The organism is Bradyrhizobium sp. SOJA106 (genome assembly GCF_059448745.1).
This window is the reverse complement of record NZ_CM182549.1, coordinates 6,762,217-6,789,092: the sequence shown is the minus strand read 5'-3', so window position 1 is coordinate 6,789,092 and position 26,876 is coordinate 6,762,217. Positions and strand designations below refer to the sequence as shown.

General features: G+C 63.8%; 24 protein-coding genes and 1 pseudogene. 7 read left to right on the top strand and 18 right to left on the bottom strand.

Annotation, left to right across the window (positions count from 1 at the left end; translation table 11 throughout):
- Positions 1 to 8 precede the first annotated feature (8 nt).
- From AC5V87_RS32025 to AC5V87_RS32005, 5 genes are read right to left on the bottom strand one after another with little or no spacing between them, the layout of a single operon-like run.
- Positions 9 to 545 carry a gluconokinase gene (locus AC5V87_RS32025; protein ID WP_456843112.1) on the bottom strand — a complete coding sequence of 179 codons (537 nt, stop codon included), beginning with the start codon at positions 543 to 545 and terminating at the stop codon, positions 9 to 11.
- Entirely contained in the window at positions 532 to 1,281 is a 750-nt protein-coding gene (gene pgl / locus AC5V87_RS32020; protein WP_456843113.1) for a 6-phosphogluconolactonase, read from the bottom strand. The genes AC5V87_RS32025 and pgl overlap by 14 nt, the downstream gene beginning before the upstream one ends.
- Positions 1,278 to 2,789, bottom strand: coding sequence for a glucose-6-phosphate dehydrogenase (gene zwf, locus AC5V87_RS32015; RefSeq protein WP_456843114.1), 1,512 nt, complete (start codon positions 2,787 to 2,789; stop codon positions 1,278 to 1,280). Before zwf ends, pgl begins: the two co-directional genes overlap by 4 nt.
- Before the next feature lie 53 nt (positions 2,790 to 2,842).
- The gene (gene gnd, locus AC5V87_RS32010) at positions 2,843 to 3,841 is read right to left on the bottom strand and encodes a phosphogluconate dehydrogenase (NAD(+)-dependent, decarboxylating) (RefSeq protein WP_456843115.1); all 999 of its coding nucleotides are present in this window, start codon (positions 3,839 to 3,841) and stop codon (positions 2,843 to 2,845) included.
- Positions 3,842 to 3,854: 13 nt separating this feature from the next.
- Positions 3,855 to 6,704 (bottom strand): bifunctional transaldolase/phosoglucose isomerase, encoded by a 2,850-nt coding sequence (locus AC5V87_RS32005; protein ID WP_456843116.1) that lies wholly within the window; start codon positions 6,702 to 6,704, stop codon positions 3,855 to 3,857.
- A gap of 402 nt (positions 6,705 to 7,106) precedes the next feature.
- Here AC5V87_RS32005 and AC5V87_RS32000 point away from each other — a divergent pair.
- The 4 genes and pseudogenes from AC5V87_RS32000 to AC5V87_RS31985 form a co-directional block, all read left to right on the top strand.
- A pseudogene (locus AC5V87_RS32000) lies at positions 7,107 to 7,372 on the top strand (hypothetical protein); the annotation flags it as partial.
- 297 nt (positions 7,373 to 7,669) lie between these two features.
- Positions 7,670 to 9,613: a PrkA family serine protein kinase gene (locus tag AC5V87_RS31995; RefSeq protein ID WP_456843118.1), complete on the top strand. Its 1,944-nt coding sequence runs from the start codon at positions 7,670 to 7,672 to the stop codon at positions 9,611 to 9,613.
- Between the two features lie 19 nt (positions 9,614 to 9,632).
- Positions 9,633 to 10,910: a YeaH/YhbH family protein gene (locus tag AC5V87_RS31990; protein WP_495371983.1), complete on the top strand. Its 1,278-nt coding sequence runs from the start codon at positions 9,633 to 9,635 to the stop codon at positions 10,908 to 10,910.
- Positions 10,907 to 12,445 carry a SpoVR family protein gene (locus AC5V87_RS31985; protein ID WP_456843119.1) on the top strand — a complete coding sequence of 513 codons (1,539 nt, stop codon included), beginning with the start codon at positions 10,907 to 10,909 and terminating at the stop codon, positions 12,443 to 12,445. The genes AC5V87_RS31990 and AC5V87_RS31985 overlap by 4 nt, the downstream gene beginning before the upstream one ends.
- A gap of 230 nt (positions 12,446 to 12,675) precedes the next feature.
- Here AC5V87_RS31985 and AC5V87_RS31980 read toward each other — a convergent pair whose 3' ends face one another.
- From AC5V87_RS31980 to AC5V87_RS31955, 6 genes are all read right to left on the bottom strand, one after another.
- Entirely contained in the window at positions 12,676 to 13,116 is a 441-nt protein-coding gene (locus tag AC5V87_RS31980) for a DUF1801 domain-containing protein (RefSeq protein WP_456843560.1), read from the bottom strand.
- 13 nt (positions 13,117 to 13,129) lie between these two features.
- The gene (locus AC5V87_RS31975; protein ID WP_456843120.1) at positions 13,130 to 13,333 is read right to left on the bottom strand and encodes a hypothetical protein; all 204 of its coding nucleotides are present in this window, start codon (positions 13,331 to 13,333) and stop codon (positions 13,130 to 13,132) included.
- A gap of 42 nt (positions 13,334 to 13,375) precedes the next feature.
- On the bottom strand, positions 13,376 to 13,795 hold the full coding sequence (locus AC5V87_RS31970) for an SRPBCC family protein (protein ID WP_495368871.1): 420 nt from the start codon (positions 13,793 to 13,795) through the stop codon (positions 13,376 to 13,378).
- Complete coding sequence (locus AC5V87_RS31965) at positions 13,792 to 14,115, bottom strand: ArsR/SmtB family transcription factor (RefSeq protein ID WP_495368870.1); 324 nt, start codon at positions 14,113 to 14,115, stop codon at positions 13,792 to 13,794. Before AC5V87_RS31965 ends, AC5V87_RS31970 begins: the two co-directional genes overlap by 4 nt.
- 119 nt (positions 14,116 to 14,234) lie before the next feature.
- Positions 14,235 to 14,684: a DsrE family protein gene (locus AC5V87_RS31960; RefSeq protein ID WP_456843123.1), complete on the bottom strand. Its 450-nt coding sequence runs from the start codon at positions 14,682 to 14,684 to the stop codon at positions 14,235 to 14,237.
- Between the two features lie 41 nt (positions 14,685 to 14,725).
- Positions 14,726 to 15,346, bottom strand: coding sequence for a hypothetical protein (locus AC5V87_RS31955; protein ID WP_495368869.1), 621 nt, complete (start codon positions 15,344 to 15,346; stop codon positions 14,726 to 14,728).
- Positions 15,347 to 15,548: 202 nt separating this feature from the next.
- Between AC5V87_RS31955 and AC5V87_RS31950 the strand changes: the two genes are divergently transcribed.
- From AC5V87_RS31950 to AC5V87_RS31940, 3 genes are all read left to right on the top strand, one after another.
- Complete coding sequence (locus tag AC5V87_RS31950) at positions 15,549 to 16,121, top strand: STM3941 family protein (protein ID WP_495368868.1); 573 nt, start codon at positions 15,549 to 15,551, stop codon at positions 16,119 to 16,121.
- Positions 16,122 to 16,428: 307 nt separating this feature from the next.
- Complete coding sequence (locus AC5V87_RS31945; protein ID WP_456843126.1) at positions 16,429 to 17,958, top strand: SUMF1/EgtB/PvdO family nonheme iron enzyme; 1,530 nt, start codon at positions 16,429 to 16,431, stop codon at positions 17,956 to 17,958.
- 17 nt (positions 17,959 to 17,975) lie between these two features.
- Positions 17,976 to 18,419 carry a DUF4399 domain-containing protein gene (locus AC5V87_RS31940; RefSeq protein ID WP_456843127.1) on the top strand — a complete coding sequence of 148 codons (444 nt, stop codon included), beginning with the start codon at positions 17,976 to 17,978 and terminating at the stop codon, positions 18,417 to 18,419.
- Here the strand turns inward: AC5V87_RS31940 and AC5V87_RS31935 are convergent, their stop codons facing one another.
- The 7 genes from AC5V87_RS31935 to pqqD all read right to left on the bottom strand — a co-directional run bounded on the left by AC5V87_RS31935 (position 18,420) and on the right by pqqD (position 26,870).
- Entirely contained in the window at positions 18,420 to 19,475 is a 1,056-nt protein-coding gene (locus tag AC5V87_RS31935; RefSeq protein WP_495368867.1) for a 2-oxoacid:ferredoxin oxidoreductase subunit beta, read from the bottom strand.
- Between the two features lie 223 nt (positions 19,476 to 19,698).
- Positions 19,699 to 21,546, bottom strand: coding sequence for a 2-oxoacid:acceptor oxidoreductase subunit alpha (locus AC5V87_RS31930; RefSeq protein WP_495368866.1), 1,848 nt, complete (start codon positions 21,544 to 21,546; stop codon positions 19,699 to 19,701).
- Positions 21,516 to 23,315, bottom strand: a complete 1,800-nt coding sequence (locus tag AC5V87_RS31925; protein WP_495368865.1) for an FAD-dependent oxidoreductase — start codon at positions 23,313 to 23,315, stop codon at positions 21,516 to 21,518. Before AC5V87_RS31925 ends, AC5V87_RS31930 begins: the two co-directional genes overlap by 31 nt.
- A gap of 238 nt (positions 23,316 to 23,553) precedes the next feature.
- Positions 23,554 to 24,231, bottom strand: coding sequence for a hypothetical protein (locus tag AC5V87_RS31920; protein ID WP_495368864.1), 678 nt, complete (start codon positions 24,229 to 24,231; stop codon positions 23,554 to 23,556).
- Between the two features lie 155 nt (positions 24,232 to 24,386).
- Positions 24,387 to 25,373: a prolyl aminopeptidase gene (gene pip / locus AC5V87_RS31915; RefSeq protein ID WP_495368863.1), complete on the bottom strand. Its 987-nt coding sequence runs from the start codon at positions 25,371 to 25,373 to the stop codon at positions 24,387 to 24,389.
- Positions 25,363 to 26,562 carry a pyrroloquinoline quinone biosynthesis protein PqqE gene (pqqE, locus tag AC5V87_RS31910; RefSeq protein WP_495368862.1) on the bottom strand — a complete coding sequence of 400 codons (1,200 nt, stop codon included), beginning with the start codon at positions 26,560 to 26,562 and terminating at the stop codon, positions 25,363 to 25,365. Before pqqE ends, pip begins: the two co-directional genes overlap by 11 nt.
- The gene (gene pqqD / locus AC5V87_RS31905; protein ID WP_456843133.1) at positions 26,559 to 26,870 is read right to left on the bottom strand and encodes a pyrroloquinoline quinone biosynthesis peptide chaperone PqqD; all 312 of its coding nucleotides are present in this window, start codon (positions 26,868 to 26,870) and stop codon (positions 26,559 to 26,561) included. Before pqqD ends, pqqE begins: the two co-directional genes overlap by 4 nt.
- Positions 26,871 to 26,876 lie beyond the last annotated feature (6 nt).

The following is a 26,876-nucleotide window of genomic DNA, read 5'->3' as shown; positions in this document are numbered from 1 at the left end:
ACCTTGGGTTATGACCTCAGCGTCGCGCCGCCCAGTTTCAGTTGTCGCACGATACCGTCCACGATCGCCTCGACGGTCTCGTCGATCGAGACGGTGATGACGTGCTCGCCAGCCTCCGGCGGCTCCAGCGTGTTGAATTGACTGGTCAGCAATTCGGGCGGCATGAAATGGCCCTTGCGCCGCGCGAGCCGCTCGGCGATCAGCTCCTTCGTGCCTCTCAGGAACACGAAGCGGACGTCGTCGCGTCCGCGCAGCAGCACGTCGCGATAGGCGTGCTTCAGCGCCGAGCAGGCAATGATGACGTGCCCGCCCTTGCCGCAGACTCGCGCGATCTCGTCGGCAATGGCGTTGAGCCAGGGCCAGCGGTCCTCGTCGGTTAGCGGATGGCCGGCGCGCATCTTCTCGACATTGCTGGCGGGGTGAAAGCTGTCGCCGTCCTCGAAGCGCCAGCCGAGCCGCTCACCGAGCGCGGCTGCAACCGTACTCTTGCCTGAACCCGACACGCCCATCACGATCAACGCACAAGGTGCTTCAACGCCCGCCACGAATCCCCTCCGGAAGCGCGGCCCTGTCGACCAGCCAGATGGTCTCACCATTCGAGCGCGCGCGTACGGCCGGCAGATTCTCGCCATTGACGAGGCGCGTCAAGATCGGCTGCTTGTCGTGCCCGGCAATCTCGAACAGCATTTCGCGGCACGACGCCAAGGCGGGCAGGGTGAGCGACACCCGCGGCACGAACGGGGCGACATTGGCCCTGGGCACACCGACGACCCAGCGCGTGGTCTCTTCGATTTCGGGATAGCCGGGAAACAGCGAGGCGGTGTGGCCGTCCGGCCCCGCGCCCATCAGGACGAGATCGAACAGCGGCCGCTTCGGATCGAGCCGGTCCGAGCCGTAGAAGGCCTGCAGCTCGCGCGCATAGGCCGCGGCGCTCGCATCGGGATTTTCCGCCGCGGTCGGGATCGGATGGATATGTCCGGACGGCGCGTTGCGATCGAGAAAGGTCGCCCGCGCCACCGCCATGTTGTTGAGAGGATCGCTCTCGGGCACGAAGCGTTCGTCGCCGATGAACCAGTGCACGCGGTCCCACGGAATCCTGCCGCGCCATGCCTCGCTGCCGAGCAGTTGATACAGCTTCTTCGGGCTCGACCCGCCGGTCAGGCAGATCGCGATGCGCGAGGGATTGGCTGATATCCGCGCCATCACTCGCTCGGCTGCGGCTTGCGCCAGGGCCTCGGCGTCGGCCGTGACGATCAGCTCCGGCCGGCCGGCCGCCATCACGAAAATTTCCGCCAGCTGCGCCCGTCGCGGCGAAGCAGCTCGTCGGCACATTTCGGACCGTCGCTGCCGGCCTGATAGGTTTCGATGCCATTGGTGCCGGCATTTTTCCAGGCGTCCAGGAACGGCTGCACCGCCTGCCATCCGGCCTCGACGCCGTCGGCGCGCTGGAACAGGATGTTGTCGCCGATCATGCAGTCGTAGATCAGCGTCTCGTAACCGGTCGAGGGATCGGCGCGGAAATAGTCGCCGTACTTGAACTTCATCTCGACGCCGTCGATGGTGATGCTCGGCCCCGGAACCTTGGCGTTGAACTGCAACTCGATGGTCTCGGTCGGCGCGATGCCGATGGTGAGGAAGTTCTGCGACAGGCGGTCGACGTCGGTGCCTGAGAACATCGACAGCGGCGCCTGCTTGAACTTGATCGCGACCTCAGTGCGCTTGTGGCCCAGCGCCTTGCCGGTGCGCAAGTAGAACGGCACGCCGGCCCAGCGCCAATTGTCGATCATCAGCTTCAGCGCGACAAAAGTCTCGGTGGTGCTGCCGGGCTTGACGTCCTCGGTCTTGCGATAGTCCGGAATCTCGTCATCGCCGATGCGCCCCGCGAGATATTGCGCGCGCACCGAGCTTCTCAAGGCCTCTTCCTCGTTCGGCTGCTGGATCGCGGTGAGCACATCGGCCTTCTCCGAGCGCACGGAATGTGCGTCGAATCGTGCGGGGGGCTCCATCGCCACCAGCGACATCAGCTGGAACAGATGGTTCGGCACCATGTCGCGAAGCGCGCCGGTGGCGTCGTAGAAGCCGCCGCGATGGCCGACGCCGAGCTTCTCTTCCACCGTGATCTGGACGTGGTCGATATGGTTGCGATTCCAGATCGGCTCGAACATGCCGTTGGCAAAGCGCAGCACCAGGATGTTCTGCACCGTCTCCTTGCCGAGATAGTGATCGATCCGGTAGATCTGGTGCTCGTCCATGATCTTGAGCAGCTCGGCGTTCAGCGCGCGTGCCGAGGCGAGGTCGGTGCCGAACGGCTTCTCGATCACGAGCCGCCGCCAGGCGCCGTGCTCCGTCATCATGCCGGTGCGGCCAAGCTCGCGCGCGGTCGGTGCGAACGCAGCCGGCGGGGTCGCCAGATAGAACAGCCGGTTGCCGCCGGTGTCCTGCGCGCATTCCAGCGAATCCAGATGATCGCGCAAACGGTCGAAGGAGGGCGGGTCCTTCGCATCGGCTTCGACGAAGGTCACGCATTCCAGCAGCTTGCGGGCGATGTCGTCGTCCACAGGGCGCGTCGCGAATTGCCGGAGGCCCTTCAGCAGGCTGTCGCGCAGCTCGTCATCCGACTGGCCCCGGCGGGCCACGCCGACGACACAGAATTTTTCCGGCAGCAGGTGCTCGGCGGCGAGATTGTAGAGCGACGGCATCACCAGGCGATGGGTGAGGTCGCCGGTGACGCCGAAGATGACGAAGGCGCAATTTTCCGGCTTGCGCTTGGCTTTCGGGTCTTTTGTCACGAATTGTTGGCCTTCGCTTTGTTGCTTCTGACCTGAGCTTTTTATTTCAGCTCTTATTTGGGCTTTGCAGCGCCCGGCGGCTTCGGCTCTTTGTGGCCGCCGAAACCCGCACGCATCGCGGAGAGAATTTTCTCCGCGAAGGTGTGTTCCTTGCGGGAACGGAAACGTGTGTAGAGCGCCGCGGTCAGCACCTCGGCCGGCACGGCCTCGTCGATCGCTGCATTCACGGTCCAGCGGCCCTCGCCGGAATCCTCCACGAAGCCGGAATATTCCGACAGAAGCGGGCTGTCGGCGAGCGCGGTGGAGGTGAGGTCGAGCAGCCAGGACGGGATCACGCTGCCGCGGCGCCACACTTCGGCGATGTCGGCAAGATCGAAATCGTAGCGATGATCCGCCGGCAGGGCCTCGATGTTGGCGTTCTTGAGGATGTCGAAGCCTTCGGCATAGGCCTGCATCAGGCCGTACTCGATGCCGTTGTGGATCATCTTGACGAAGTGCCCCGCGCCGACGGGACCTGCATGGATGTAGCCCTGCTCGATGCGGGGATCGCGCCCCTCGCGTCCTTCGGTACGCGGAATGTCGCCGGCGCCGGGCGCGAGCGCGGCGAAGATCGGGTCGAGCCGGTCCACCACGGCCTTCTCGCCGCCGATCATCATGCAATAGCCGCGGTCGAGGCCCCAGACGCCGCCGGAGGTGCCGACGTCGACATAATGGATGCCGCGCGCCTTCAGCGCCTTGCCGCGGCGGACGTCGTCCTGCCAGAAGGTATTGCCGCCGTCGATGATGACATCGCCGTCCTGCATCACCTTCGCGATCCTCTCGATCGTGGTCTCGGTGATGTGGCCGGCTGGCAGCATCACCCAGGCCGTGCGGGGCCGCTCGAGTTTCGAGATGAACTCTTCCAGCGTCGCCGAGCCCACCGCGCCGTCTGCGGCCAGGCCCGCGACGGCCTTGGCGTCCTTGTCATAGACCACGGTCGTATGGCCGTGGCGCATCAGGCGGCGAACGATGTTGCCGCCCATCCGGCCGAGGCCGATCATGCCGAGTTGCATGTGAGAGATTCCCTCAGTTCAGTGCGTCGTTGAGCGCCGCATTTAGCGTCGCGAGACCTTTCTTGAGCGGGCCTTTGAGGTGCACCCGAAGCGCGCGCCGGCCGCGCTCGGTGAGCACGTCGAAATCGCCGCGCGCCTGCGCCGCCTTGATCACGCCGAAGCTCGCCTTCTGGCCCGGCACCGCCAGATCCTTGGCGTCGTCGGCGGTGATCTGGAGGAACACGCCGCTGTCGGGCCCACCCTTGTAGGCCTGCCCGGTCGAGTGCAGGAAGCGCGGGCCGAACTCGGCGCAGGTCGCCACATGCCGCTTCTCGCGCACCTCGAGCCGCATGGCCTGGAGCGCGTCGATCGTCGTCTTGTCGCGCGCGATGTAGCCGAGCAGGGCGACGTAGTCGCCATCGCCCGAGCGGGACAGATGCGCCTTCAGCCATGAGGTGAGGTCGCCATTGGCACCGGCCCTGCGCAACGCCGTGGCGTTGGCCTCATCGGTGTAGAGATCGGCTTCATCCGTGCTGACCACCGGCTCCTCGGCCGGCAAAGCGCCGGTCTTTTCGAATGCGGCGGTAAGCTCGCGGGTCTTGATCTTGGCCGCTTCCACGTCGGGCTGATCGAACGGGTTGATGCCGAGGATCGAGCCTGCCACCGCGGTTGCCATCTCGAAGCGGAAGAACTCCTGGCCGAGATGGTCGATCGACTTCAGGACGATGCGCACCACGGGATGGCCGGCCGCCTCGATCGCGGCAAGCTTGGAGTCATGTGCGGCGTCCGCTTCGCCTTCGGTGCGGATGTCGATGAAGAAGCGATCGTTGCCGTAAGAGGCGGACTCGCCCAGCGGCTCGCCCTCGATCGGGATCAGCCCCTTGCCTTCCTTGCCGGTCGATTCCGCGATCAACTGCTCGGCCCAGGCGCCGAAATCCGCGATCTTCTTCGACGCGAGGATCGTCACCTTGTCGCGGCCTTCGAGGCCGGCAAGCCCCATGGCGAGGCCGAGCTGCACGCCCGGGTTTTCGCTCGGCGGCACGTCCGGGCCGCAGGAGCGGGCCATCGCCAGCGCGTGCTTGATGAAAGTCTTGACGTCGATGCCGGCGGTCGCCGCCGGCACCAGACCGAACGGCGAGAGCACCGAATAGCGTCCGCCGATAGAGGGCTCACCATGGAAGATGCGGGCGTAGTTCAGCTTCTTCGCCGCCTTCTCCAGCGAGGAGCCGGGATCGGTCACCGCGATGAAGCGGTGGCCGGTCTTCACCTTTGGCCCGACCGCCTGCGCGACGCGCTCGTGGAAGTAATCCTTCATCGCGTTCGGCTCGGTGGTGCCGCCGGACTTGCTGGACACGATGAACACGGTGTTGGCGATGTCGATCTTGTCTTCCATCGCCCGCACCTGCGCGGGATCGGTGGAGTCAAGCACATGCAGCTTCGGGAAGCCCGGCTTCTTGCCAAAGGTCTCGGCCAGCACCTCAGGCCCGAGGCTCGATCCGCCCATGCCGAGCACGACGGCATCGGAGAACTTTTGGCCCTTCACCCGGCTCGCATAGTCCTCGTAGTCAGCCACGTCGGCTTTCGCCGCGCTGTCGAGCCAACCGAGCCATTTGTCCTCGTCGGTGCCGGTCCAGACCGATTTGTCGCGCTGCCACAGCCTGCGGATCTTGGCGGATGCGCGCCATTCCTCGGTGCTCTTGGCCACGGCCTTGCCCAGTCCCTCGCCGAGCGAAAGCTGCTGACGGTCGATGGCGGGTCCGAGCACGGTGGCGCGCTTGTGGGCGACCGCGCCATAGAGCTTGTCGGCGGCGTCCGCAAACTGCTTGACGCCGTCCTTGACCAGCTCCTCGGTGATGGCGTCGAGCGAGATGCCGGAGCGCTCCAGCTCTTCCAGCACGCGCCTTGCGTCGTCGATATTTTCTTCCAGGCTGTCGCGCGGCTTGCCGTGATCGCGGAACGCATCCAGCGTCGCCGGCGGCACGGTGTTGATGGTGTCGGGGCCGATCAGCTCCTCGACATAGAGCACGTCGCTGTAGTCCTTGTTCTTGGTGCCGGTCGAGGCCCACAGCATGCGCTGCGGCTTGGCGCCCTTGGCCGCGAGCTTCTCCCAGCGCGGACCCGAGAACAGGCGCTTGTAGTCCTGATAGGCCAGCTTGGCGTTGGCGATCGCGACCTTGCCCTTGAGCGCGGCGAGCCGTTCCTTCTCGGATGGATCATTGGCGCGTGCGATCTTCTCGTCCAGCTGCTTGTCGACCATGGTGTCGATGCGGCTGACGAAGAAGCTGGCAACGCTCGCCACGTGCGACGGATCGCCGCCGCCGGCGACGTATTTCTCCAGGCCCGCGAGATAGGCCTCCGCCACCTCGAGATAGACCGCCTTGGAGAACAGCAGGGTGATGTTGATGCTGATGCCTTCGCCGATCAGCTGCTCGATCGCCGGCAGGCCCTCGGGCGTTGCCGGCACCTTCACCATCAGGTTCTTGCGGCTGACGTCCTTCCAGAGCCGCCGCGCCTCGGCGACAGTGCCGGCGGTGTCCATCGCCAGATAAGGCGAGACCTCCAGGCTGACATAGCCGTCGCCGCCCTTGAGGCGGTCATAGACCGGGCGCAGCACGTCGGCGGCGTTCTGGATGTCCTCGACCGCGACCGCCTCGAACAGGTCGGCCACGGTGCGGTCGCCGCGCTTCAGCGCCTTGCCGATCGGGGCGTCGTACTCGTCCGAGCTGCCGATCGCCTTCTCGAAGATCGAGGGATTGGAGGTGACGCCCTTGACGCCGTCGGTCTCGATCAGCCGCTTCAGGTCGCCGTTGGCGATGAAGCCACGGGCGAGGAAGTCCAGCCAGACGGCTTGTCCGTGCTTTTCCAGTTCTTTGACGGGATTCATGGTGCTTATTTATCTCCAAGCCTGCGGGCGAGGGGGTTTCCGCGCCGGTCCTGACGCGCTATCCTCTAGCTTACATGCTCCCGGGAGGGAACCAATCAAGGGTATCTGCGTCATACTCTCAGTGTAACTCCCTCTCAGTGTAACTCCGTCGCGATCATGGCGATCCAGGCGGGTGTAGCCGTGTTGTGTAAAAGGTCGCTCGCCGAAAGCTTCGGCCGAGGTCTTGTTGGTAGCGTCGGCCACATCGCCGTAGGCGGTCTCGAATGGTCATGCTGGGGACTGCATGCACACACCAACTGACGGCGTTACATTCGCCACTGCCAATAGCCAGCAATCGATCGCGCCGGCCGCTAGCGTCGAGGCGTCGTGCGATCTCGCAATCAGTCAATGCGCGACACGCCTGCGGCTGAGGAAAGCCGCGGGCACAAGATGATCGTGCTGACGCCGACGCCGGCCTTGCGGCGACAGCTCTGCACCATCCGCGGCTTGGCCCGCCTGGCGCAGAGCGATCGGATCGTCATCCAGCCGGAGGGCTTGGCGACCGATTTTGATACGTTGCTGCGCGCTTGTCGCGACTATCATGCTGCCAACGGTCGCACTGCATTGCAGCAGGAAGATGAACGAGCGATGCAAACGATCCCCAAGGCTTCGCCGTAGAAGCGTCATAAGATCGCCGCCCGCGGTTCGCTATGCTGCGGCGCCGGATGGACTCATCCCCGGTAAAGCCCGGATGTTGCGACCAAGTGACATTTTCTGGAAATGAGCCAATATAGGCATAGATTCGCACAAATTACAGGCATGTGCCTGTTCGTAACTCATGGAGTGCCTACGTTGTGCGTTGCGTCGAGTTGGCACCAGGGTGTCCAATGATCGTCATGTGCTCACGCTGATTCGAAACGGCCTGAGGAACGGTCCGGTAACTGCTTTCGTTTCAGCTTGTAGCGGAACTCACGCGGAGAGGGATCATGTACAACGATTCTCTATTCAACGCTTTCGCTCGGTCGTTCGAGGCGAGAAGCCAGCACGACATGTCGATGGCGGAATACCTGGAATCGTGTCGAAGCGATCCCATGAAATACGCGAACTCGGCCGAACGGCTCCTAGCGGCGATCGGTGAGCCTCAGACGATTGACACGGCCAAGGACCCACGCCTTGGCCGTATTTTTTTGAATCGCACCATCCGCACCTATCCGGCCTTCGCCGGCTTCTACGGCATGGAGGAAACCATCGAGCGCATCGTCGGTTTCTTCCGCCACGCCGCGCAAGGCCTCGAGGAACGCAAGCAGATTCTCTATCTGCTCGGCCCGGTCGGTGGCGGCAAATCCTCGCTCGCCGAGCGGCTCAAGTCGCTGATGGAAGTGCATCCGATCTACGTGCTCAAGGCCGGCGATGAACTCTCGCCGGTGTTCGAGAGTCCGCTCAGCCTGTTCGATCCCGATCAACTCGGTCCGATGCTGGAAGAGAAGTACGGCATTCCGCGCCGGCGCCTCACCGGCCTGATGAGCCCGTGGTGCTACAAGCGCCTGGAAGCCTTCGGCGGCGACATTTCTCAGTTCCGAGTCGCAAAAATCCAGCCGTCGCGGCTGCGCCAGATCGCGATCGCCAAGACCGAGCCCGGTGACGAGAACAACCAGGACATCTCCTCGCTGGTGGGCAAGGTCGATATCCGCAAGCTCGAGACCTACGCGCAGAACGACCCGGACGCCTATAGCTATTCCGGCGGCCTCAACCGCGCCAACCAGGGCATCCTCGAATTCGTCGAGATGTTCAAGGCGCCGATCAAGATGCTGCACCCGTTGCTGACCGCAACGCAGGAAGGCAACTATATCGGCACCGAGAACATCGGCGCGATCCCGTTCACCGGCATCATCCTCGCGCACTCCAACGAAGCGGAGTGGGCGAGCTTCAAGGCCAACAAGAACAACGAGGCTTTCATCGACCGCATCTGCGTGATCAAGGTGCCGTACTGCCTGCGCGTCACCGAGGAGCAGAAGATCTACGAGAAGCTGATCCAGGGCTCCGAGCTCGCGGCCGCGCCTTGCGCGCCCTCGACGCTGGAGACGCTGGCGCGGTTCTCGGTGATGTCGCGCCTGCGCAAGCACGAGAACTCGACGCTGTTCGGCAAGATGCGGGTCTATGACGGCGAGAGTCTGAAGGAATCCGATCCGAAGGCGCGCAGCGTCCAGGAATATCGCGACGCCGCCGGCGTCGACGAGGGCATGGACGGCGTCTCCACCCGCTTCGCCTTCAAGATCCTGGCTGCCACCTTCAACCACGATCCGCAGGAGGTCGCCGCCGATGCCGTGCACCTGATGTACGCGCTGGAGCAGGCGATCCGCCGCGAGCAGCTGCCCGAGGAGGTCGAGAAGCGCTATCTCGAGTTCATCAAGGCGGAGCTCGCGCCCCGCTATGCCGAGTTTATCGGCAACGAGATCCAGAAGGCTTACCTCGAATCCTACTCGGATTACGGCCAGAACCTGTTCGACCGCTACGTCGACTACGCCGACGCCTGGATCGAGGACCAGGACTTCAAGGATCCCGACACCGGCCAGCTCCTGGATCGCGAATTGTTGAACCAGGAATTGACCAAAATCGAGAAGCCGGCGGGCATCGCCAACCCCAAGGATTTCCGGAACGAGGTCGTCAAATTCTCGTTACGCTCCCGGGCCCAGAACGGCGGCAAGAATCCGACTTGGACCTCCTACGAGAAGATTCGCGACGTGATCGAAAAGCGGATATTCTCTCAGGTCGAGGACCTGCTTCCGGTCATCTCCTTCGGGTCGAAGAAGGACGGCGAGACGGAGAAGAAGCACGGCGAGTTCGTCGCACGCATGGTGGAGCGCGGCTACACCGAGCGTCAGGTTCGCCGTCTCGTCGAATGGTACATGCGCGTGAAGCAGGCCGGTTGAGGCGGATGGGAACGTGGCCATTCATATTATTGACAGGCGCCTGAATCCAGGCGGCAAGAGCCTTGAGAACCGGCAGCGGTTCTTGCGTCGGGCAAAATCCCTGGTGCAGGGCGCCGTCAAGAAGACCTCGCAGGAACGCGACATCAAGGACGTCCTGGAGGGTGGTGAGGTCACGATCCCGCTCGACGGCATGCACGAGCCGCGTTTCCGCCGCGAAGGCGGAACGCGCGACATGGTGCTGCCCGGCAACAAGAAGTTCATTGAGGGCGACTATCTCCAGCGCTCCGGCCAGGGCGGCGCCAAGGATTCGGGGCCGGGCGAGGGCGACAGCGAGGACGCCTTCCGCTTCGTGCTCTCCCGCGACGAGTTCGTCGATCTCTTCCTCGACGATCTCGAGCTGCCGGATCTTGCCAAGCGCAAGATCGCGCAGACCGAGAGCGAGGGCATCCAGCGCGCCGGCTACACCACGTCGGGCTCGCCGGCCAACATCTCGGTGAGCCGCACCGTGCAGCTCGCGCTCGCCCGCCGCATCGCGCTCCGCCGTCCACGCAAGGGCGAGATCGAGGAGCTGGAGGCCGAGATCGCTGCCTGCACCGACGAGGATCTGCGCGCCGAGCTGATCGAGAAGCTCGACAAGCTCAAGGCGAAGTCCAAGCGCATTCCCTTCATCGATCCGCTCGACATCCGCTATCGCCGCTTCGAGACGGTGCCGCGGCCGGTGGCGCAGGCGGTGATGTTCTGCTTGATGGACGTGTCGGGCTCGATGTCCGAGCACATGAAGGATCTGGCCAAACGCTTCTACATGCTGCTCTACGTGTTCCTGAAGCGGCGCTACAAGCATGTCGAGATCGTCTTCATCCGCCATACCGACCGCGCCGAGGAGGTCGACGAGCAGACCTTCTTCTATGGCCCGGCCTCGGGCGGCACGCTGGTCTCCAGCGCGCTGCAGGCGATGCATGAGATCGTGCGCGAGCGCTTCAATCCGGCGGACTGGAACATTTACGCAGCGCAAGCCTCCGACGGCGACAATTCCTATTCCGACGGCGAGCTCACCGGCATGCTGCTGACCGACAAGATCCTGCCGGTCTGCCAGTTCTTCGCCTATCTCGAGGTCGGGGAGTCAGGCGGCAGCGCCTTCGATCTTTCCGATTCCTCGCTCTGGACTCTCTATGACCGGCTGCGCAACAGCGGCGCACCGCTTTCGATGCGCAAGGTCTCGGAGCGCAGCGAGATCTTTCCGGTATTCCACGATCTGTTCCAGCGCCGCGAAACTTCACAGGAGAAAGCCGCTCCATGACGGAACGCTTGTTCGAAGGCGCGGATTGGGATTTCCGCACCCTGCAGCGCATCACCGATGCCTGCGAGGAGGTGGCGCTGAAGGATCTCGGCCTCGACGTCTATCCGAACCAGATCGAGGTCATCACCGCCGAGCAGATGCTGGATGCCTATTCGTCCGTCGGCATGCCGCTGTTCTACAAGCACTGGTCGTTCGGCAAGCATTTCGCGTTTCACGAGGCGTCCTACCGCAAGGGCCTGATGGGGCTCGCCTATGAGATCGTGATCAACTCCTCGCCCTGCATCTCCTACCTCATGGAGGAGAACACGGCGACGATGCAGACGCTGGTGATCGCGCACGCCGCCTTCGGCCACAACCATTTCTTCAAGAACAATTATCTGTTCAAGCAGTGGACCGATGCCGAAGGCATCCTCGACTATCTCGACTTCGCCAAGAACTATGTCGCGACCTGCGAGGAGCGCTACGGCCGCGTCGAGGTCGAGCGCACGCTGGACGCCGCCCATGCGCTGATGTCGCACGGCATCGACCGCTATCCCGGCAAGAAGAAGCTGGATTTGCGCGCCGAGGAGAAGCGGGCAGGGCGCCGCCGCCAGCACGAGGAGGAGGTCTTCAACGACCTCTGGCGCACCGTGCCGAAGGGGGCCGCCAAGAGCCGCTCGGCGCTCAGCATCGAGCGCCGCCGCAAGCTGCTCGGCCTGCCGCAGGAAAACCTGCTCTACTTCCTGGAGAAGAGCGCGCCGCGGCTCGCTCCCTGGCAGCGCGAGCTGTTGCGCATCGTCCGCCACATCGCGCAATATTTCTATCCGCAGAGCCAGACCAAGGTGATGAACGAGGGGACGGCGACCTACGTCCATTATCGCATCATGACCAAGCTCCACGAGCAGGGCCGCATCACCGACGGCAACTTCCTCGAATTTTTGGGATCGCACACCAATGTGGTGTTCCAGCCCGAATTCGACGACCCGCGCTTCTCCGGGTTCAATCCTTATGCGCTCGGCTTTGCCGTGATGCAGGACATCGAGCGCATCGTCACCAGGCCGGAGGACGAGGACCGCGAGTGGTTCCCCGACATCGCCGGCAAGGGCGACGTGATGGGCGTGCTGCGCGATGTCTGGGCCAATTACCGCGACGAGAGCTTCATCGGCCAGTTCCTGAGCCCCAAATTGATGCGGCACTTCCGCATGTTCCACCTGCACGACGATCCCGAGGAGCGCGCCGGCATAAGGGTCGACGCCATCCACGACGAGCGCGGCTTCCGCCGCGTCCGCCGCGAGCTGGCGCGCCAGCACGACGTCGGCTTCATCGACGCCAATATCGAGGTGGTGGACGTCGATCTTTCCGGCGACCGCCGGCTGATCCTGCATCACCACGTCATCAAGGGCTCGCAGCTCAACGAGACCGACGCCAAGCGCGTGCTCCAGCATCTCGCCGATCTCTGGACCTACGACGTCTCCCTGATCGAGGTCGACGCCAACGACAAGGTCCTGCGCGAATACGTCGTGAGCCCGCGCCCGATTCCCGCCGCGGTGGCCTGAGACGGCTGGCCTCCAGAGTATCGACGTCGCGGATAGCTCACCCGCGGCCCATCATTCGAGACGCCCGCCTTCGGCGGGCCCTCAGGATGAGGACGGAGTGTGCGGCAGCATTTTCGACAGATAGGGATGCTGCCCATAGCCTCATCCTGAGGAGACCGCGAAGCGGTCGTCTCGAAGGATGGGCCACTTGCTCAGGTCGCGACCAGGAATTTGCATCGATCGGACATGCTCTAAGCCGATCGCTTCTTCGCCACCTTCTTCTTGCCCGCATTCAGCTCCACCGCCGCGCGGATCAGCGCCTTGAGCGCCTTCTCGTTGATCTGTGCGCCCTCGCGAATATCGATCGCGCGCCGTACGTTGCCGTCGAGGCTGGAGTTGAACAGGCCGGCCGGATCATCCAGCGCCGCGCCTTTGGCAAAGGTCAGCTTCACCACCTCCTTGTAGGTCTCGCCGGTGCAGATGATGCCATCATGCTCCCACACCGGCACGCCGCGCCATTTCCATTCCTCGACAACCCCGGGATCGGCCTCCTTGATCAGGCCGCGGATGCGCCCCAGCATCTCGCCGCGCCAGTCGCCGAGCTCCTTGATCCTGCCGTCGATGAGTTTCGCGGGCGAAGCTCCTTCCACGTCCTTCGTGCTGCTCTTCCTTGCGGGCTCGGCTTTCTTCATCATCTCGCCTCGTTCACGCGTTGCCGCGGCTGACATAGGGCAATGCGAACAGATACAGCCCGGTCGCGAGCAGGGGGATCAGGGGGACGAGCGCGAGAAAGCCGATCCAGACGGCTTGGACCTGCATGGTCATCGCGGCGATATTCGCGATGACCATGAGCGTGAAAGCCATCGACAGCCAGCGATGAATCTGCCGAATCCACATATGCGTGCTCATTGGGACCTCCTTTGGAAAAAGATTGGAATGGGGGCCGGCGGGCTAAGCTTCCCGCGCCAGCAACTCGTCCAGTTTTGCGAAGAACTGCTTCCAGCCGGCGTGCGCGCCGCCATAGGCCTGCTTCTGCGTCGGACTGAAGCCCGCCTGCTCGACGCGCAAGTGCGTACCAGCGCCCGTCGGCGTCAGCGTGAAGGTGACGATGCTCTTGAGATCGAACGCCGCGTCCTCGTGCGAGAAATTCCAGGTGTAGGCGAGGGTCTTCTCCGGCTCGATGGTGAGCACCTCGCAGTCCAGCACACCGCCCCATTCGCCGCGCAAATTGAATCTGTGGCCCACGACCGGCTTGAAGTCGTTCTTCATCAGCCATTCCTCGATCAGATGCGGCTGCGTCAGCGCGCGCCAGAGCCGCTCGGCCGGAAAGGCGAATTCGCGTTCGACGACGACAGAGCGTGTTTCAGTCATTGATCCATCCTCTTCAGCAAGTCATCGAGCGCATCGAGCCGGCTCTGCCAGAAGCCGGCCATCTGGCTGGTCCAGTCGATCAGCGGATTGAGCGCGCCGGGCTGCGCGCTGTAATGGGTCTGGCGTCCTTCATGGCGGTCGCGCACGAGCCCGGCCTGTTTCAGCGCACCCAAATGTTTCGAGACCGCCGGCTGCGAAACGCCGGATCGCGCCGTCAGTGCCCCGACCGTCTGCTCGCCCTCGCGGCACAGCCGCTCGAAGATCGCCCGCCGGGTCGGATCGGCGAGCGTCCTGAACAGGAGGTCGTGGGCAGCGGACATGCGGAATCCATAACCAAAAAGTTATGGATTAATTCATAACCGTGGGGTTATGGGTAAGTCAAGTGCGGATAGAGATGAGTTGGGATGGGGCGCACCGATTACCTGGAAGGTCCGGTGCCCTACGGCCGCAAGTAAAGATACCCCTGCGACTGTAGCTCGGCCAAACGAACCACGCCGCCCTTCTCAGCGCTGACGAATCCCGGCAACAGCTCCGTGAGCGTCACGTTCTGCGCCTTCATGGTGTTGGCGCAGGCGGCGAGCTCGACGCCGCCCTTCGCGAATTCGATGACGCGCTTGCTGACGTCGGGATTGGCCTGCGCCGCGTGAAACGCTTTCAGCGCGGGGCCGTGGATCACCAGCGCGATCGTCACGTGGTCGGGGCCGCCGACGCCGTCGATATGGTTCTGGATGTTGCCGAGCACGAAATTGACCTTCTCGGCGTCGCTGAGGTGATAGACGACCTTTAGCTTGGTCGACGGCGGAGCTTGCATCGCGGCCTGTGCGCGCGAGGCGCCAAGCGCTGCGCCCAAAGCCGAAACTGCGCTCCACAAGATGTTGCGGCGGTTCATGATGATCTTCTTTCGACTAAGCTGATTTTGCCGGACAGATATCACTTGTGGCGCAGCGCCGCGAGTTCCTTGCGGTCGGTCACCAGTGAGGCGCATTCGCTGATGTCGGTGCGGTCGAGACGGAAGATTCCGTCGTCGGCGCCGGCCTCCAGCGATCCCTCGGCCTCGTCGTCCGGCTTGTTGTGCAGCCAGACCCTGACCCGCGCGAGGCGCACGACGGCGGATTTGTCGTCCTTCGACAGTGCGACCCCGATGCCGCCGCCCTCGCAGTCGACGCCGCAGCCGAGGCGGATCTCGCTGCCGTCTTTCACGAACACGACGTGATGGCAGTCGCCGCTGGAATCGAAATCGCCGCTGCGATGGCGGTACCGTAAGCCGAGGCGGAAGGAGTTGTGCAGCTCCTTGTCCTCCCTGTCCAATTCGGCCGAGACCAGCAGCTTCATCGCGGCGACCTTCTGCTTCGGATGCCGCGCCAGATGCTCGGCATCGTAGCGGCGCACGAAGCAGGCATAGGCCTTGTTGCCGGGTGCGCCCGCATACATGCGCGCGTTGAAGCTCTCGGCCTCGGCTTTGCTCGCCTGGCGGATGTCGTCAGCCTCCTCGGCGCGGACGGCGCCGACCAAGGCGGCAAGGACAAGCGGAAGGACGAGGGCAAGCTTCATGATCGCACCAGATGTGTGAGCCGTGGCCCGGCAGGGAGAGTGGGCGGGTTGGCGGTTAGTCGCGGGCGGCGCGGAGCGCGTTCAAGCGGTGCCGGGCCCCCCTTTCCCGCCGGCAGCCTCGCGCAAGGTTCCAGGCTTAACAGTCTGGAAGGAGGGGCGCTGATAAACCCCCAGATTGTTGCAAAGGCTGGTGGCGGTCAAAATGTCCGTAAGTCAGAACTTGCCCAATCTCGCGGTCGGCTATTCCCTGGTGCGGCTGCTGAAGCTATTGGCCGCCGGCGTGCTGATGACGCTGCTGTGTGCCGCGATCGCATTCAACTGGTTTCCGATCAAGACCCTCACGCCGTTCCAGATCACGGTCTGCTATGTCGGGCTCGCGCTGTTCGGCCTTGTCACCTTGCGGACGCTGTGGACGCTGCTCTTCTCCAGGGCGCCCGTCGTCTTCATCACGCGCGTCGGCATTCGCGACACCAGGATCGCCGATGACACCATCGCCTGGAGATCGGTGCGCGACATATCGGTCTGGCAGTTTCGCAACCAGAAGATCGTGGTGCTCAAGCTTGATCCCCTTGTCGCCGACCGCTTCGACGCCGGTTTTCTGAAGCGCATCATCTCGATGATAAACAAGACGGTCGGCGCCGAGGGCGTGCTGATCAATCCGAGCGGCCTGACCATGGACGGCGAAACGCTGTTCGAGACCTGCAGGCAATATTGGAAGGCCGGCCGCCTCGCTTATTCGGGCCGCGTCGCAGCCGAGCCCGAGCCGGTCAGCTAGTCCACGCCGCAGCCGAGACGGACGCGTCGCTTTCGCGAAGCACTGCGTGGTGGCAGTCGCCGCACGCGCAACGCGTTCGACGCCCATACGCGCGCGATGCGGGGCGAGGCTGTGCGGTTCCATGCACGGCCTTAGTCGAACCTCAGGCCGGGAAGGTTCAATCGAAGCGAAGCCTTCGCTCCCGGGGAACTCAATGCCGCGCAGCCTTCAACATTGTCCCAATTCGTCAATGTGATAGCCTTCACAGACGATTGCTTTCGGAAGTTTTAGGGTGGGGCCGCCTTTTGTCGTGCGTGGAGTCCCCGCGATGGGCGAGATTCGCAACTTCAGGTCCGGGAATCAGGGTGAGCCGCCTCCGAGCGGGACGCTGCCTCGGCGTCTCGCAGCGATCATTGTCGGCGATATCGCTTCCTACAGTCGCCTGATGCAGGCTGACGAGGAGGGCACGCACGCCCGCGTCAAGCGGATCGAGCGGGATCTCATCATGCCCAGCATCGTCGAGCACCATGGAAGCTTGGTGAAGACGACGGGCGATGGCTTCATTGCGGTTTTCGATAGTCCGGTCGAGGCTGTTCGATGCAGCATCGTCATCCAGCAAAATCTCGTCGGCCGCAACGCCTCGCAGCCGAAGCATTCGCGGATCGAATACCGGATCGGCGTCAATCTCGGTGATGTCATCGTCGAGCCGGACGACATCTATGGCGACGGCGTCAACATCGCCACGCGCATCGAAGGCATTGCCGAGCCGGGCCAGGTCTACATCTCCGGCGCGATCTACGAGCAGATCAAGCACAAGGTGGTGTGCGGCTATGAATCGCTTGGCGACCGGAAGGTCAAGAACATCACCGATCCGGTGCGGGTCTATCGCGTGCTGCCGGACGCAGACGCGGTCGGCAGCACGCGAAGCCGGCGCGAGAATGCCTTGATCTTTTTCCTCGGCGTCAGCGTGCTGATCATCGCGGCCGGCGTGCTTTGGTATCTGCTGGCACAGCCGGCTGGCAGGCGGAACGAGCAGGCCGCCGCGCCGACTGTCGCGCCGGCCGCATCTCCAAGCGCGCAGCCCGCTCCACGCGAAGCGGCGGCGCAAACGCCGGAGCCGTCTCCCTCATTGGCTTCGGCACCTCCGCCGCCCTCACCGGTACCCAGCCCATCGGCGATACCCGTCCGCGAACCCGAAATGATCGCCATTCGCGGCGGCAGCTTCGCCATGGGAAGCAATGATGATCCGACCGAACGTCCGGTCCACCAGGTCACGGTCAAGCCGTTCTCGATCGGCAAATATCCGGTAACCGTGCAGCAGTGGAACGACTGCGCCGCGGCGAAGGCGTGCTCCTTCGCGGCGATCGGTAAGGACGATGCGCCGGTCAGCAATGTAAGCTGGAGCGATGCGCAGCAATATGTGGCCTATCTCTCCCAGGCGACGAAGAAGCCCTATCGGCTTCCGAGCGAAGCCGAATGGGAATATGCGGCGCGCGGCGGAACAACGAGCAAGTATTGGTGGGGTGACAAGCTCCAGCCGGGCATGGCCGGGTGCAAGGATTGCGGCGAGCTCGCAGCCGAGCAGCCGGCGAAGGTCGGCAGCTTCAAGCCCAATCCGTTCGGGCTGTACGACATGGGCGGCGCCATCGACCAGTGGGTCGAGGATTGCTGGCACAGAAGCTATCAGGGCGCGCCCGGCGACGGCTCGGCATGGACCGGCGGCGACTGCTCCTCGCACGTCCTGCGCTCGGGCTCCTGGAAGAACGATTCGAGATATGTGCGGCCGTCAAACCGCGATGGCTACGACACCAATGTCCGTTATCCAACGCACGGATTCCGCGTCGCGCTCAGTCCGTGATTGCCGGAGTACAATTGATGAAGATCCTGTCCTGTGTCGCACTTGCGACCGCGATCGCATTGCTCCCGGGTGCGGCGTATGCGCAGGGCAAGACCGCGCCCAAGGATGCCAAGCTCTATTTCATCACGCCGCGTGATGGGCAGAAGGTTCGCGGTGGATTTTGGGTCCGGTTCGGCTTGCGCAACATGGGCGTGACGCATGCCGGCGACGATTACCAGAACGCGGGTCATCACCATCTGCTGGTTGACGTCAACGACCCCATCGATCCCAAGGAGCCGATCCCCCAGGACAAGTCGCATTTGCATTTCGGCGCAGGGCAGACCGAAACCATGCTCGAACTGCCGCCCGGCACGCACACGCTGCAACTGGTACTGGGCGATGCGAAGCACTATCCATTCGAGCCGCCGGTGGTATCGGACAAGATCACGATACGTGTCCGGCAGCCCGTCTCCGGCAAGTAATCACCGCAGGCTGGCGTTGATCTTGTCCAGCACCGCCGAGCCCGGGCACAGCGCGTCCGCTTCCAGCGTGTTGAGCGGCGTCTCGACCGTGTTGAGATGCTCGTGCAGATCCTCCGCGTCAGGATCGACATACAGGAGCCCGGTGACGATCTGGCCCTTGGCGGCGTGCTTCGCAAGGAAGGTCTGCGCGCCGAGCCTGTCGTGCGGGTCGTAATCGGCGTCGATCTTGCGCAGCGCGATCTTGCTGCCGTCGTGCTGCTCGACCATCTGCACCGTGCCCGGCGCATAGTCGACGGCGATGGGATCGCGGCCAATCAGCACGTCGAGCCGGTTCACCGCGTCATTGTGCTCCCGGACATAGTCGAAGCTCTTGGTTGAGCCGGCATGATTGTTGAAGGCGATACAGGGACTGATGACGTCGATGAAGGACGCGCCCTTGTGGCGGATCGCGGCCGCGATCAGCGGCACCAGCTGGGCCTTGTCGCCGGAGAACGAGCGCGCCACGAAGGTGGCACCAAGTTGCAGCGCGATCGCGACCAGGTCGATGGCGTTGTCAGTGTTGGTGACGCCCTTCTTGCTCTTCGAGCCGCGGTCGGCGGTGGCCGAGAACTGGCCCTTGGTCAGGCCGTAGACGCCGTTGTTCTCGACGATATAGGTCATGTTGACGCCGCGCCGGATCGAGTGCGCGAACTGCCCGAAGCCGATCGAAGCGGAATCGCCGTCGCCGGAGACGCCAAGATAGATCAGGTCGCGGTTGGCAAGATTGGCACCGGTCAGCACGCTGGGCATGCGCCCGTGCACGGAGTTGAAGCCGTGCGAATTGCCGAGGAAGTAATCCGGCGTCTTCGACGAGCAGCCGATGCCAGAGATCTTCGCGACCCGGTGCGGCTCGATCGAGAGCTCGTAGCAGGCCTCGATGATCGAGGCCGTGATCGAATCATGGCCGCAGCCGGCGCACAGCGTCGAAATCTTGCCTTCGTAGTCGCGATGCGTGTAGCCGAGCTCATTCTTCTTCAGCCCAGGATGATGGAATTTCGGTTTTGCGATGTAGGTCATTAGATCACCCGCGATCCCACGGCCGTCATGGCGGGGCTTGACCCGGCCATCCACGCGCCAGCTTTTTCCGTCATTCCGGGGCGCCCAAAGGGCGAACCCGGAATCTCGAGATTCTCAGGTGCGCAATTGCGCACCATAGTTCGATGCTTCGCATCGCCCCGGAATGACTTCGTGGGGAAGAATGAGTATGCCCGGCACGAGGCCGAAGAGAGCAACGCGCGCATCATGACACGGCCTTGCGCAGCGGGGTCACCTTGAGGTGATCCTGGTGGTCGCCAATGGCTTTTGCGATGAAACGGGCGGTGATGGGCGTGCCGTCGTAATGCACGATCGGCACGAGCCGCACCGGGTCGATGCCGTTCTCGTTGACGATGAGCTGGCGCAGCTGGCTGTCGCGGTTCTGCTCGACCACATAGACGAAGTCGTGCTCGGCAAGGAAGCTCGCGACGCTCGAATGGAACGGGAAGGCGCGGATGCGCAGGCGATCGAGCTGATGTCCGCGTGCCTCCAACAGGCCGATCGCCTCGTCCATTGCCGGCGAGGTCGAACCGAAATAGATCACGCCGTATTTGGTCGGCCGTTCCGCATTGGCCTGCAGCGGCCGCGGCACCAGGTCTTGCGCGGTCTCGAACTTGCGCACCAGGCGCTGCATGTTGTCGGCATAGACAGGGCCTTCCTCGGAATAGCGCGCATAGCGATCGCGCGAGGTGCCGCGGGTGAAGTAGGAGCCCTTGGTCGGATGCGCGCCGGGATAGGTGCGGTAGGGGATGCCGTCGCCGTCGACATCGAGATAGCGGCCGAAGTCGCGCCCCTCTTCCAGCATCTCCGTGGTCATCACCTTGCCGCGGTCGTATTGCCTTGCGTCGTCCCACTTCAGCGGCCGGCAGAGCCGGTTGTTCATGCCGATGTCGAGGTCGAGCATCAGGAAGATCGTGGTCTGCAGCCGCTCGGCGAGATCGAAGGCGGCCGCCGCGAACTCGAAAGCCTCGGCCGGATCTTCCGGAAACAGCAGCACATGCTTGGTGTCGCCATGCGAGGCATAGGCGCAGGCGATGATGTCGCATTGCTGGGTGCGGGTCGGCATGCCCGTCGAGGGCCCGGCCCGCTGGATGTTCATGATCACGGCCGGGATCTCGGCGAAATAGGAAAGGCCGATGAACTCGGTCATCAGCGAGATGCCGGGACCTGAGGTCGCCGTGAAGGCGCGCGCGCCGTTCCAGGAGGCGCCGATCACGATGCCGATCGAGGCCAGCTCGTCCTCGCCCTGCACGATGGCGTATTTCGCCTTGCCGGTCTCCGGATCGTGCCGGTACTTCTTGCAGTGGGCGGTGAACGCCTCCGCCACCGATGAAGACGGCGTGATCGGATACCACGCGCACACCGTGGCGCCCCCATAGACGGCGCCGAGCGCGGCAGCGCTGTTACCCTCGATGAAGATGCGGTCGCCGACCTTGTCGGATTTCTTCACCCTAAGGCCGATCGGGCATTTCAGGTTCTGCAGCGCCCAGTCGCGGCCAAGATGCAGCGCATGGACGTTGGAGGAGAGCAGCTTCTCCTTGCCCTTGTACTGTTCGCCGATCAGCTGCTCGATCAGCTTCGGATCCATGTCGAGCAGCGCCGAGAGGCTGCCGAGATAGATGATGTTCTTGAACAACTGGCGCTGGCGTGGATCGGTATAGGTCGAGTTGGTGATGGCGGTGAGCGGCACGCCGATCACGGTGATGTCGTCGCGGAACTTGGTCGACGGCATCGGCTTGGTAGAATCGTAGAACAGGTAGCCGCCCGGCTCGATGCCGGCGACGTCCTTGTCCCAGGTCTGCGGGTTCATCGCCACCATCATGTCGACCCCGCCGCGGGCGCCGAGATGGCCGTCTTCCGTCACCCGCACCTCGTACCAGGTCGGCAGGCCCTGGATGTTGGAGGGGAAGATGTTGCGCGGGGACACCGGCACGCCATGACGCAGGATCGCGCGGGCGAACATCTCGTTGGCGCTGGCCGAGCCCGAGCCGTTGACGTTGGCGAAGCGGACGACGAAGTCGTTTACGCTGCTGATCGGCTTTTTGTCGGGCATGATGATCCTGCGTGCGTCATCTCGATGAAATATTTTTGCATGTCCCAGGCTCCGGTCGGGCAACGCTCGGCGCACAGCCCGCAATGCAGGCAGACGTCCTCGTCCTTCACCATCACGCGCCCGGTCTTGAGATCGGACGAGACGTAGAGGTCCTGGTCCGGGTGCAGGGAGGGCGCCTTCAGCCGCTGGCGCAGGTCGCTCTCCTCGCCATTATTGGTGAAGGTGATGCAATCCATCGGGCAGATGTCGGCGCAGGCATCGCATTCGATACAGAGCGAGGTCGAGAACACGGTTTGGACGTCGCAGTTCAGGCAGCGCTCGGCTTCGCCCAGTGCCAGCTTGACGTCGTAGCCGAGCTCGACCTCGGCGCGGATGTCCTTCAGCGCGATCACCTTGTCGCGATGCGGCACCTTGAAGCGCTTGTCGTTGGAGATGTCGTTGTCATAGCTCCATTCGTGGATGCCCATTTTCTGCGATGAGACGTGCACCTCCGGCAGCGGCCGTTCGGTAATGTCCTCGCCCGACAGCATCTTGTGGATCGACAGAGCGGCGTCATGGCCGTGCGCCACCGCCCAGATGATATTCTTGGGCCCGAACGCGGCGTCGCCGCCGAAGAACACCTTCGGATTGGTCGAGGCGAACGTCTTCGGATCGACCTTGGGCATGTGCCATTTGTCGAACTCGATGCCGCAATCCTGCTCGATCCAGGGGAAGGCGTTCTCCTGGCCGACGGCAACCAGCACGTCGTCGCAGGGAATGGTCTGATCGGGATCGCCCGAAGGCACCAGATTGCGGCGGCCTCTTGCGTCGTATTCGGCTTTGACGTGCTGGAAGGTGACGCCGATCAGCTTGCCGGCGACGTGCTTGAATGCCACCGGCACCATGTAGTTGAGGATCGGGATATCCTCGTGGATCGCGTCCTCCTTCTCCCAGGGCGAGGCCTTCATCTCCTCGAATCCGGAACGCACGACCACCGTGACTTTCTCGCCGCCGAGCCGGCGCGCGGTGCGGCAGCAATCCATCGCGGTGTTGCCGCCGCCGAGCACGATGACGCGCTTGCCTATTCTGTCGGTATGGCCGAACGACACGTTGGCCAGCCACTCGATGCCGATGTGGATGTTGGCGGCGGCCTCCTTCCGGCCGGGGATGTCGAGCTCGCGGCCGCGCGGCGCGCCGGAGCCGACGAAGATCGCGTCATATTTCTCCGTGAGCAGCGCCTTCATGCTCTCGATGCGGTGACCGCCCTTGAACTCGACTCCGAGATCCAGGATGTAGCCTGTCTCCTCATCGATGACGGAATTGGGCAGGCGGAATTTCGGGATCTGCGTGCGCATCATGCCGCCGGCTTCCGGATCGGCATCGAACACCGTGCAGTGATAGCCGAGCGGGGTGAGATCGCGCGCGACGGTCAGCGAGGCTGGGCCGCCGCCAACCAGCGCAATCCGCTTGCCGTTCTTCGGCGCGGGCTTCGGCAGGCGCTGCTTGATATCCTCCTTGAAGTCGGCGGCGACGCGCTTGAGGCGGCAGATCGCGACCGGATTTTCCTCGACGCGTCCGCGCCGGCACGCCGGCTCGCAGGGACGATCGCAGGTGCGTCCCAGGATGCCGGGAAACACGTTCGATTTCCAATTGATCATATAGGCGTCGCTGTAGCGGCCTTGTGCGATCAGTCGGATGTATTCGGGAACCGGGGTGTGCGCAGGACAGGCCCACTGGCAATCGACCACTTTGTGAAAGTAGTCGGGGGCCGCGATATCGGTCGGTTTCATTCCTACCCTGTCCGCGCAGGCTCAAAGGACCCGGCGGCCTCTTCTTGAGCTTGGCGGACGCTTAACGCGCGTCGATCTGGTTTCTGAATGACGTCATTGGGTTAGCTTATTAGAACCGCTCCGAAGTACAACGGCAAATTTGGGCGATCACCGTCTTTCATGGGAGCTGCGCGCGCACGGCATTGACGCTGTGTGCGATCTGCGTGCGGTGCAATATGTTGCGGTGCGTGTCAGCGCCTCAGCTGCGCGCGATGTCGCTCTTCGCGAGATCCCACATCAGGCAGTAAGTGCCGACCGAGACCGGCAGCGGGAAGGGCGATGCGGCAGGGCCGGTGAAGCGCTCGGCGATCACGGCCGAGACCGCGCCGACATGCGTGCCGTCGATCAGCACGAACCAGTCGCGCGCGCCGTCGTTGCGCGTCGCCGGAATTCCCGCCGTCGCGCCCGACAATTCCGGCTCGCTTTCGAGCAGATGCATCGAGATGATGCCCTCGCGCGTGTCCGGCGCCAGTCTTTCTCGCAGTGCATCACGCCATGCAGCGGCATTGTCGGCATCCGGCCGCAGCCGCACCACGCCGAGCCCAGCTCCGCGCCCCGTGCCGTTGCTGATAGTGATGCGCGCGACCACGCGCAGCATGTCCTTGAAGCGCGCCATGGTCTGCCGCGACCAGTCGGTCGGGCTTGCGAGCCGCGCCTTGTAGGCGGGGCTGTCGAGCACATCGAGCGTCGCGGTCGAGTACAGGCAGAGATATTTGGGATTGGCCGCATGCGCGACATAGCGCCGCGCTTCCAGGAAACCCTCGATCGCGACGCGCTCTTCCAGGTGCTCGCGATCGTACCAGCGGTTGAAATCGGCCTCATCGGCGGCGTCGACATTCATCGACGTCAGCAGCATTCCCTTCCCGGCGAGTGGCATTTTCTTGTTGTCCTTCCTTCCTGACCCTCTTGGTGAGCTCCGGACGATGCTGCGCATCGCCGGGCGAACCATGAAGGCTCCCGCTGTTGCATCTCGGCCTTCATCGTTCGAGACGCGCGCAAGGGCGCGCATCCTCAGGATGAGGGGATAGATCCTTATCGCGAGATCTTCGACGCGACGTCTGCGATCGCCCTCATGACCGCGTCCCTCACGCCGGCATCATAGAGCGAATGGCCGGCTTCTTCCACGATCCGAATCTCCGAACCGGGCCAGACTTTCGCGAGCGCATGAGACGTCTCGGGCGGGCACAACAGATCGTAGCGTCCCTGGACGATGATGCCGGGAATGCCCGCGAGCTTTTCAGCGTTGCGCAACAGCTGGCCTTCGCTCATGAAGGAATTGTTGACGAAATAATGCGCTTCCATGAACGGCGTCGCCGGCAGCGTGCGCCAGATATTGAGCGAGGCGAGATCCAGCCGCGTCTTGGCCGGCTTGTGCTCGGACAATGTGCGCTCGGTATCATGCCAGGCCCGCGCCGCCGGCCCGTGCACCGCCGGATCGGCATCGAGGATGCGGCGCCAATAGGCATCGACGGGACGGCTGCGCTCCTCGGGCGGCAGCACGCCCAGGAAATCCTCGGAGAGCGCGGGATAGAATTGCGACAGGCGCGCGGTGAAGGCGGTCTCGACCTCGCCCCGCGTGCCGAGGAACGTCGCGCGCAGCGCGATGCCGGAGACACGCCCGGGATGCGCCTCTGCATAGGCCAGCGCCAGCGTCGCGCCCCAGGAGCCGCCGACCAGCATCCAGCGTTCGAACCCGAACTTCTCGCGAATCTTCTCCATGTCCGCGACGAGATGCGCCGTCGTGTTGTGTTCGCGCGATCCCTTGGGACGGCTGCGGCCGCAGCCGCGCTGGTCGAACAGCACGGCGCAGAAGCGTTCGGGATCGAACAGCTTGCGATGATCGGGCTGGCAGCCAGAGCCGGGACCGCCATGCAGATAGATCGCGGGGATGCCGTCGGGGCGGCCGACGCTCTCGACATAGAGCTCGTGACCGTCGCCGACGTCGAGCATGTCGGAGGTCAGAGGGGCAAAGGGATCGGCGCGTTTGGCGGATGCGGCCGCGTCGGCGTCAGGCACCATTCTCGGATTCCAGAGTGCCGCCGGCGAAATTGCGATAGAGGAAGCGGTTGGTCTCGCCCTCAGCCTCGCGCTCGGCCTGCTTGAAGATGGTCTCGTGCAGCGGCGACAGCGCACAAGCAGGGTCGGTGTTGGCGGCATCGCCCGTCAACGCAAAGGCCTGGCAGCGGCAGCCGCCGAAATCGATCTCGCGGAATTCGCAGGACTTGCACGGCTCCTTCATCCAGCCGGTGCCGCGATAGCGGTTGAAGGCGTCGGAGTTCTGCCAGATCCAGGCGATCGAATGGTTGGAGCGCACGGATTCGAAGTCGAGCCCGGTGATGCTCTCGGCGGCATGGCAGGGCAGCACCTTGCCGGCGGGCGAGATGTTGAAGAACTGCCGGCCCCAGCCGCCCATGCACTTCTTCGGCCGCAGCGCGTAATAGTCGGGCACGACGTAGTCGATGGTCAGCCGCCCCTTGAGCCGCTCGCGTGCCTCCTCGACGAGGCGGGTGCACTCCTCGAGCTGCGCTACCGTCGGCATCAAGGCGGCGCGGTTCTTCAGCGCCCAGCCGTAATATTGCACATTGGCGACCTCGAGCCGGTCGGCGTCGAGATCGAGCGACATCTGGATGATGTCGGGGAGCTGATGCAGGTTCTGCCGGTGCATCACCGCGTTGACGGTGAGCGGCAGGTCGAGCTCACGCGTCCACTTTGCGACCTCGAGCTTCTTGCGATGTGCGCCCTTGTAGCCGGCGACGCGATCGGCAAGGCCTTCCTCGATGCCCTGGAAAGAGATCTGCACATGGCAGAGGCCGGCATCCGCGAGATCGCTCAGCTTCTCGCGCGTCAGCAGCACGGCCGAGGTGATGAGGTTGGTGTAGAGGCCGGCATCGCTGGCGTGCTTGACCAGCTCGACGAGGTCCTTGCGCGCCGTCGGCTCGCCGCCGGAGAAATGCACCTGCAGCACGCCGATCTCGGCGAGCTCGGTCAAGACCTTCTTCCATTCCTCGGTGGCCAGCTCCTTAGCCGAGCGGTCGAGCTCGACCGGGTTGGAGCAATAGGGGCATTGCAGCGGGCAGCGGTGGGTGATCTCGAGCAGCACCGCAAGCGGGATGCCAAAGGTCTCCGCCGTCGAGCGCTGCTTCTCCAGCACCGCGAGGCTGTCGCTGGCCGCGGGCGGGATAGCGGGATTGCCGAGCACGTCGGTCATGACGTCTTCTCCCGGGCCTCGGTGAGAAAGCCCTTGTCGGCGAGATCCTGCAGCATGGCGATGACGTCCGTGAGGATCGCCTCGCGTGGAGCTGCGTATTTGGCGGCAAGCTGATCGGCGACGTCGCCGACATTGCGCTCGCCATTGCAGAGCTGCAGCACCTCGACCGCGATCTCGTCAGGCGCCAGCACGCGCTCGGGCGCCAGGATCACCCAGACCTTGCGCGTCTCGTCATATCTCAGCTTGGCATGCCGCGGCAGCACGGGGCGGCTTGCCTCGTTGACGCTGATGTTCCGCGGCCCGGCCATTGCTCT

What these genes read in the sequence shown, in the direction of transcription:
- AC5V87_RS31935 (WP_495368867.1), bottom strand. Translation starts at nt 19,475, where the DNA reads ATGACCTACATCGCAAAACCGAAATTCCATCATCCTGGGCTGAAGAAG.
- AC5V87_RS31950 (WP_495368868.1), top strand. Translation starts at nt 15,549, where the DNA reads ATGTCCGTAAGTCAGAACTTGCCCAATCTCGCGGTCGGCTATTCCCTG.
- pqqE (WP_495368862.1), bottom strand. Translation starts at nt 26,562, where the DNA reads ATGACCGACGTGCTCGGCAATCCCGCTATCCCGCCCGCGGCCAGCGAC.
- gnd (WP_456843115.1), bottom strand. Translation starts at nt 3,841, where the DNA reads ATGCAACTCGGCATGATCGGCCTCGGCCGGATGGGCGGCAACATCGTT.
- AC5V87_RS31985 (WP_456843119.1), top strand. Translation starts at nt 10,907, where the DNA reads ATGACGGAACGCTTGTTCGAAGGCGCGGATTGGGATTTCCGCACCCTG.
- AC5V87_RS31940 (WP_456843127.1), top strand. Translation starts at nt 17,976, where the DNA reads ATGAAGATCCTGTCCTGTGTCGCACTTGCGACCGCGATCGCATTGCTC.
- AC5V87_RS32005 (WP_456843116.1), bottom strand. Translation starts at nt 6,704, where the DNA reads ATGAATCCCGTCAAAGAACTGGAAAAGCACGGACAAGCCGTCTGGCTG.
- AC5V87_RS31970 (WP_495368871.1), bottom strand. Translation starts at nt 13,795, where the DNA reads ATGACTGAAACACGCTCTGTCGTCGTCGAACGCGAATTCGCCTTTCCG.
- AC5V87_RS31965 (WP_495368870.1), bottom strand. Translation starts at nt 14,115, where the DNA reads ATGTCCGCTGCCCACGACCTCCTGTTCAGGACGCTCGCCGATCCGACC.
- AC5V87_RS31945 (WP_456843126.1), top strand. Translation starts at nt 16,429, where the DNA reads ATGGGCGAGATTCGCAACTTCAGGTCCGGGAATCAGGGTGAGCCGCCT.
- AC5V87_RS31920 (WP_495368864.1), bottom strand. Translation starts at nt 24,231, where the DNA reads ATGCCACTCGCCGGGAAGGGAATGCTGCTGACGTCGATGAATGTCGAC.
- AC5V87_RS31925 (WP_495368865.1), bottom strand. Translation starts at nt 23,315, where the DNA reads ATGAAACCGACCGATATCGCGGCCCCCGACTACTTTCACAAAGTGGTC.
- AC5V87_RS31975 (WP_456843120.1), bottom strand. Translation starts at nt 13,333, where the DNA reads ATGAGCACGCATATGTGGATTCGGCAGATTCATCGCTGGCTGTCGATG.
- pip (WP_495368863.1), bottom strand. Translation starts at nt 25,373, where the DNA reads ATGGTGCCTGACGCCGACGCGGCCGCATCCGCCAAACGCGCCGATCCC.
- AC5V87_RS31960 (WP_456843123.1), bottom strand. Translation starts at nt 14,684, where the DNA reads ATGAACCGCCGCAACATCTTGTGGAGCGCAGTTTCGGCTTTGGGCGCA.
- pqqD (WP_456843133.1), bottom strand. Translation starts at nt 26,870, where the DNA reads ATGGCCGGGCCGCGGAACATCAGCGTCAACGAGGCAAGCCGCCCCGTG.
- AC5V87_RS31930 (WP_495368866.1), bottom strand. Translation starts at nt 21,546, where the DNA reads ATGCCCGACAAAAAGCCGATCAGCAGCGTAAACGACTTCGTCGTCCGC.
- AC5V87_RS31980 (WP_456843560.1), bottom strand. Translation starts at nt 13,116, where the DNA reads ATGAAGAAAGCCGAGCCCGCAAGGAAGAGCAGCACGAAGGACGTGGAA.
- AC5V87_RS31955 (WP_495368869.1), bottom strand. Translation starts at nt 15,346, where the DNA reads ATGAAGCTTGCCCTCGTCCTTCCGCTTGTCCTTGCCGCCTTGGTCGGC.
- AC5V87_RS31995 (WP_456843118.1), top strand. Translation starts at nt 7,670, where the DNA reads ATGTACAACGATTCTCTATTCAACGCTTTCGCTCGGTCGTTCGAGGCG.